3 protein-coding genes are annotated in these 5203 nt (G+C 68.4%); all 3 read left to right on the top strand.

The window, feature by feature from the left end:
• Window positions 1-22 precede the first annotated feature (22 nt).
• A complete protein-coding gene (locus ABW137_RS14215) occupies window positions 23-4141 on the top strand; it encodes a SpoIIE family protein phosphatase (RefSeq protein ID WP_526400951.1) in 4119 nt (1372 codons plus the stop codon).
• A complete protein-coding gene (locus ABW137_RS14210; RefSeq protein WP_526400949.1) occupies window positions 4141-4458 on the top strand; it encodes an STAS domain-containing protein in 318 nt (105 codons plus the stop codon). Before ABW137_RS14215 ends, ABW137_RS14210 begins: the two co-directional genes overlap by 1 nt.
• A gap of 61 nt (window positions 4459-4519) precedes the next feature.
• Complete coding sequence (locus ABW137_RS14205; RefSeq protein ID WP_526400947.1) at window positions 4520-5167, top strand: TetR/AcrR family transcriptional regulator; 648 nt, start codon at window positions 4520-4522, stop codon at window positions 5165-5167.
• Window positions 5168-5203 lie beyond the last annotated feature (36 nt).

Below are 5203 nucleotides of genomic sequence, written 5' to 3'. Positions count from 1 at the left end.
ACCAGTGACGAAGGGAAGATGAGTGGTCTTCCGCGCTGATGACGAGATCGGACGGGATCTCGCCCTCGTCGACTGGACCGCTACCCCGCTGGGCCCGCCCGACGGTTGGCCGCAGAGCCTACGAACGGCCGTCAGCATTCTGCTGTCGACGCGGTTCCCCATGTGGATGGCGTGGGGCCCCGAACTCACGTTCTTCTGCAATGCCGCCTATCGGCGCGACACCCTCGGCCGCAAATACCCGTGGGCGCTCGGACGCCCCGCCAGTCAGGTGTGGGAGGAGATCTGGGGTGACATCGGTCCCCGCATCGACGGCGTGCTGTCCACCGGGGAGGCCACCTGGGATGAGGGGTTGCTGCTGTTTCTGGGGCGGTCGGGCTACTCCGAGGAGACCTACCACACGTTCTCCTACAGCCCGCTGCGCGACGATGCCTCCGACGTGGTCGGCATGCTGTGCGTGGTCAGTGAGGACACCGACCGGGTGATCGGTGAACGCCGGATGGCGACGCTGCGGGACCTGGGTTCGGACCCCAGCGTCGTGCGCACCGAGCGTCAGGCGTTGGACTTCGCCGCCGAGCAGCTGGCCCGCAACCCCTATGACCTGCCGTTCACCCTGACCTACCTGTTCAGCCAGGACGGCGACGCTCGGCTGGCAGGGGTCAGCGGCATCGCGCTCGGACATCCCGCGGTGCCGGACACGCTCCCGCGCACCGGCCGCGCGGTCTGGCCGGTCGCTCGCCCTGCCGCCGGTGAAGCCGAGTTGGTCCAGTTCGACGGTCGACTGCTCGACCTGCCGACGGGGGCATGGGCCGATCCCCCGACGGAGGCGTTGGTGGTACCCCTGCTCCAGCAGGGTGGTGAGCCGGTCGGGTTCCTGGTGGCGGCCCTGAACCGGCATCGCCAGCTCGACGAGGGTTACCGCGGGTTCGTCGAGTTGGTGGCCGGACACCTGGCTGCGGCTGTCGGGAGCGCGCGCAGTTACCAATCCCAACAGCAGCGGGCAGAAGAGCTCGCCGAGCTCGACCGAGCCAAGACGACGTTCTTCTCCAACATCAGCCACGAATTCCGCACGCCACTGACCCTGATCTTGGGGCCGGTCGACGATCTTCTCGGCAGGCCGGCGGGTATCGATGATCACGCCCGGCAAGAGTTGGAGCTCGTGCACCGGAACGGGCTGCGGCTGGCCAAGCTGGTCAACACGCTTCTGGATTTCTCCCGCATCCAGGCGGGGCGCATGCAGTCCCAGTTCGAGGCCGTCGACCTGTCTGCCGTCACCCTTGAGCTGGCCAGCGTGTTTCGTTCCGCGATCGAACGGGCCGGGCTGACGTTCACCGTTGACTGCGAGCCGCTCGGCGAACCGGTTCTCCTCGACCGGGACATGTGGGAGAAGGTGGTGCTGAACCTGCTCTCCAACGCGTTGAAGTTCACCTTCGAGGGCGCGATCACGATCCGCGTGCGGCGCGACGACGATGACGCGGTGGTGACCGTCACCGATACCGGTATCGGGGTCGCGGCGGAGGAGATGCCGAGGCTCTTCGAGCGGTTTCACCGCATCGAATCCGCCCGCGCCCGCTCAACGGAGGGCAGCGGCATCGGACTGGCCCTGGTCAAGGAACTGGTCGGGCTGCACGGCGGAACCATCGACGCCGAAAGCACGGAGGGCGTCGGTTCCGCGTTCACCATTCGGCTGCCGTTCGGCGCCGCTCAGGTGGTGGGTGACGGCGTCGCTCAACCGTCGGTGCGGCGCACGGCCGCGGGTGCCATCGCGGAGCCGTACGTACAGGAGGCGCTGCGCTGGCTGCCCGACGACGACACGACTTCGACCGAGCCTGGGCCGGTGGCGGTCCCGCTTGCCGAGAGTGGGGGTGAGCGGGTGCGCGTCCTGATCGCCGACGACAACGCCGACATGCGGGAGTACCTGACCAGCCTGCTGCGGACGTCCGGCTACCAGGTCAGTGCGGTGTCGGACGGTCAGCAGGCGCTGGAGGCGATCAGGTCGGAGGTCCCCGACCTCGTCATCAGCGACGTGATGATGCCGGTACTCGACGGTCTCGCGCTCCTCGCCATGCTGCGCGGCGACCCGCGCACGGCGGCGCTGCCGGTCTTGCTGCTTTCGGCGAGGGCGGGGCAGGAAGCGTCGATCGAAGGCCTTCAGGCGGGGGCGGACGACTATCTGGTCAAGCCGTTCGCGGCGGCCGAACTGCTTGCCAGGGTGCGGGCCAACGTCGAGCTCGCGCGACTGCGCAACCATCACTCCCGCTGGCGTACCGCGCTGGTCGACTCCTTGCAGGAGGCGTTCTTCGTTTGTGACGAGAACGGCGCCGTCATCGAGATCAACGCGGCGTTCGCCGACATGCTCGGCTATGGGCCAGAGGGGTTGCCCTACCCTGCCCGTCACCCATGGTGGCCGGATGCGGACACCGACCCCGACGGACATCGGTTGGTCGAGGCCGCCTTCTTGGATCTGATGAACGAGACCCACGGCAGCTTCACCGTCCCGGTGGCCCATCGGGACGGCCACCGCGTCTGGATCGCGGTCAACTTCAACCACGCGGCCGATCCCGACACCTCCCGCCGCGTCATGGTCGGCACGTTCCGCGACGTCACTGCCGAGCATTACCGGGTCCAACGCCAAACCGCGCTGGCGGCGCTCAATCAGCAACTGGTCCAAGCTGATACGACTGACGACGCGCTACGCGGAGCCCTCGAGGAGCTCCGCCAGACCTGGCAGGCCCGACGGGTTCTGGCGGCGGTGTTCTCCGGTGCCGCCGCACCCGACTCCGGCATCCCCGAGCTGCTGTATGCCGGTGATCCGGTCCAGTGGGCCACGCTCGAGCCGCGCCACCGGCGCCGGATCGAATCGCTGCGCCACGGCGATCTGCTCACCACCATCACCGAGGAGGCGGGCGCAGCGGGCATCGCGCTGCAGCATCCGCGCGGAATTCTGGTCGTGTGGGTCGAGTTGTCCGAACAACGACCCTTCACCCCGGCGGACAACACCCTGCTGACGATGCTGGCCGGACGTCTTGGCCAGGGTCTGCACCGCATCTACCAGGTCGACGAGCAGCGCGAAACGGCCGTGGCGCTGCAGCACGCGATGCTCGGGCCCGTGGACTTGCCCGGCGGCTTCGCGGTCAGGTACCACCCAGCGAGTCGTCCGCTACAGGTCGGCGGCGATTGGTACGACGTGGTGGATCTCGACGACGGGCGGGTGGCGCTGGTCGTCGGTGACTGCGTCGGTCACGGCCTGCTCGCCGCCACCGTGATGGGCCAGCTTCGCAGTGCGTGCCGCGCGCTGCTGCTCGAGCAGGCCAGTCCCAGTGCCGTGCTCGCTGGTCTGGACCGCTTCGCGGCGCGTCTGCCCGGCGCCCGTTGCACCACCGCCTTCTGCGCGGTGCTCACCCTGGAGAACGGCGGGCTGGTGTACGCCACGGCGGGTCACCCGCCCCCCATCGTGGTGTTCGCCGACGGTTCCACCGCCATGCTCGACGGCGGGCGCGGCATACCCCTCGGGCTGCGACCCGGCAGGCCCCGCTCCGAGGTGCGGGTCACGTTGCCGCCGCGCGCCACGTTGCTGCTCTACACCGACGGGCTCGTCGAGCGGCGGGGGACGTCGATGGACGACGGCATGGCGCTGGCTGCCGACGTGGTCCAGCTCGGCCGGTCGGATGAGCTCGAGGCGGTGGCGGACACCCTCATGTCCCGGTTGGAGCCCGGCGGTGGCTATCCCGACGACGTGGCCATGCTGCTGTACCGACGGCCGGGTCCGCTGGCGATGGATTTCATGGCCGACGCCAACCAGTTGGCTCCGAGTCGATCCGCGTTGCGCACCTGGCTGGGGCAGACGGGCATGGAGCCGGATCAGATCCACGACGTCCTCCTGGCCGCAGGCGAAGCCGTCTCCAACGCGATCGAGCACGGCCACCTCGGTAGAGCCGACGGCCTCGTCTCCCTGCGTGCGATCGCGAACGTCGATCGCGTGCAGGTGACCGTGGCCGACACCGGCGCCTGGCGGGCACCGCGCAAGGCCGACATCAGCCGCGGCCGCGGCCTGGCGCTCATGCGAAACCTCATGGAGGACTTCACCGTTCATTCCGACGACATCGGCACCACCGTCCACATGCACGCGAGGATCAACACGTAATGGCCACACCGCTCACCCTCGACACCGACCGTGGCGCCGACGGCGAACCCCGCGTCGTTGCGGTCGGGGAGATCGACCTCAGCAACATCGGCCTGTTCACCCAGGCACTCACCACCGCCAGCGCAGGCAGCCGCACCCCAATTACCGTCGACTTGAGCGGGGTCAAATACCTGGACAGCGCTGGCATCAATGCGCTGTTCAACCACGCCGACGAGGTCGAGCGTCTGCGTTTGATCGTCCACCCCTTCCTGGTCCGGGTCCTCACGATCAGCGGCCTCAGCGAGATCGCCGTCGTCGAAGCCGCCCAGGACGCCTGACGGGTTCGGCCGAGACGGCAGTCTGGACTCCAGAGTCCAACGAAGGGGTTACAGTTGGGCGATGCCGTCGCAATCCAACGGCGCGCCGCGGCCGAAGCTGACCTCCCGCGGCGCCGCTACCCGCACCCGGATCGTGCTTTCCGCGGCGGAGCTGATGCACGTCCGCGGGGTGGCCGCCACGACGATCGACGAAGTGTTGGCGGCCAGCTCGACGAGCAAGTCGCAGTTCTACCAACACTTCGACGACAAGACCGATCTCGTCTACGAGGTCATCACGCTGCGCGCCGACGAGATCCTGTCGTGGCAGCGGTTGCGTCTTGAGAAGGTTGATTCCTTCCGTGGCCTGTATCAATGGCGCGATGCCATGGTCCAGCGCTGCACGCTTCGACGAGGACTGTGGGGATGCGAGCTCGGGTCGTTGGCGGCCGAGCTGTCCGACAGCGACGACAAGGCCCGGGTGTCGCTGGCCGAGCACTTCGCCGAATGGCAGGCGATCCTCGCAGGCGCACTGGAGCGGATGAGTGACCGCGGCGCGCTGCGTAGCGACATCGACGCGGCATCGCTCGCAACGGGTCTGCTCGCGGCTGTCGAGGGCGGTTATCTGCTGTCGCAGACGGCGCACGATCCCCGGCTCATGCAGACCGCGTTGGACTCGGCGATCGGGCACATCATGTCGTTCGCGCCCGCCGGAGCCGAACCGACGCACTGACTTTCGGGTGACCGTCGAGACGAACGAAGCGGGCCA

It is taken from the genome of Mycobacterium sp., assembly GCF_040509115.1.
In the GTDB taxonomy this organism is placed as follows: domain Bacteria; phylum Actinomycetota; class Actinomycetes; order Mycobacteriales; family Mycobacteriaceae; genus Mycobacterium.
The sequence above is the reverse complement of the archived record's forward strand: the minus strand, read 5'-3'. Positions and strand labels throughout refer to the sequence as shown.

Excerpts from the sequence above, each read along its gene's own strand:
- ABW137_RS14210 (WP_526400949.1), top strand. The coding sequence starts at position 4,141 with ATGGCCACACCGCTCACCCTCGACACCGACCGTGGCGCCGACGGCGAA.
- ABW137_RS14205 (WP_526400947.1), top strand. The coding sequence starts at position 4,520 with ATGCCGTCGCAATCCAACGGCGCGCCGCGGCCGAAGCTGACCTCCCGC.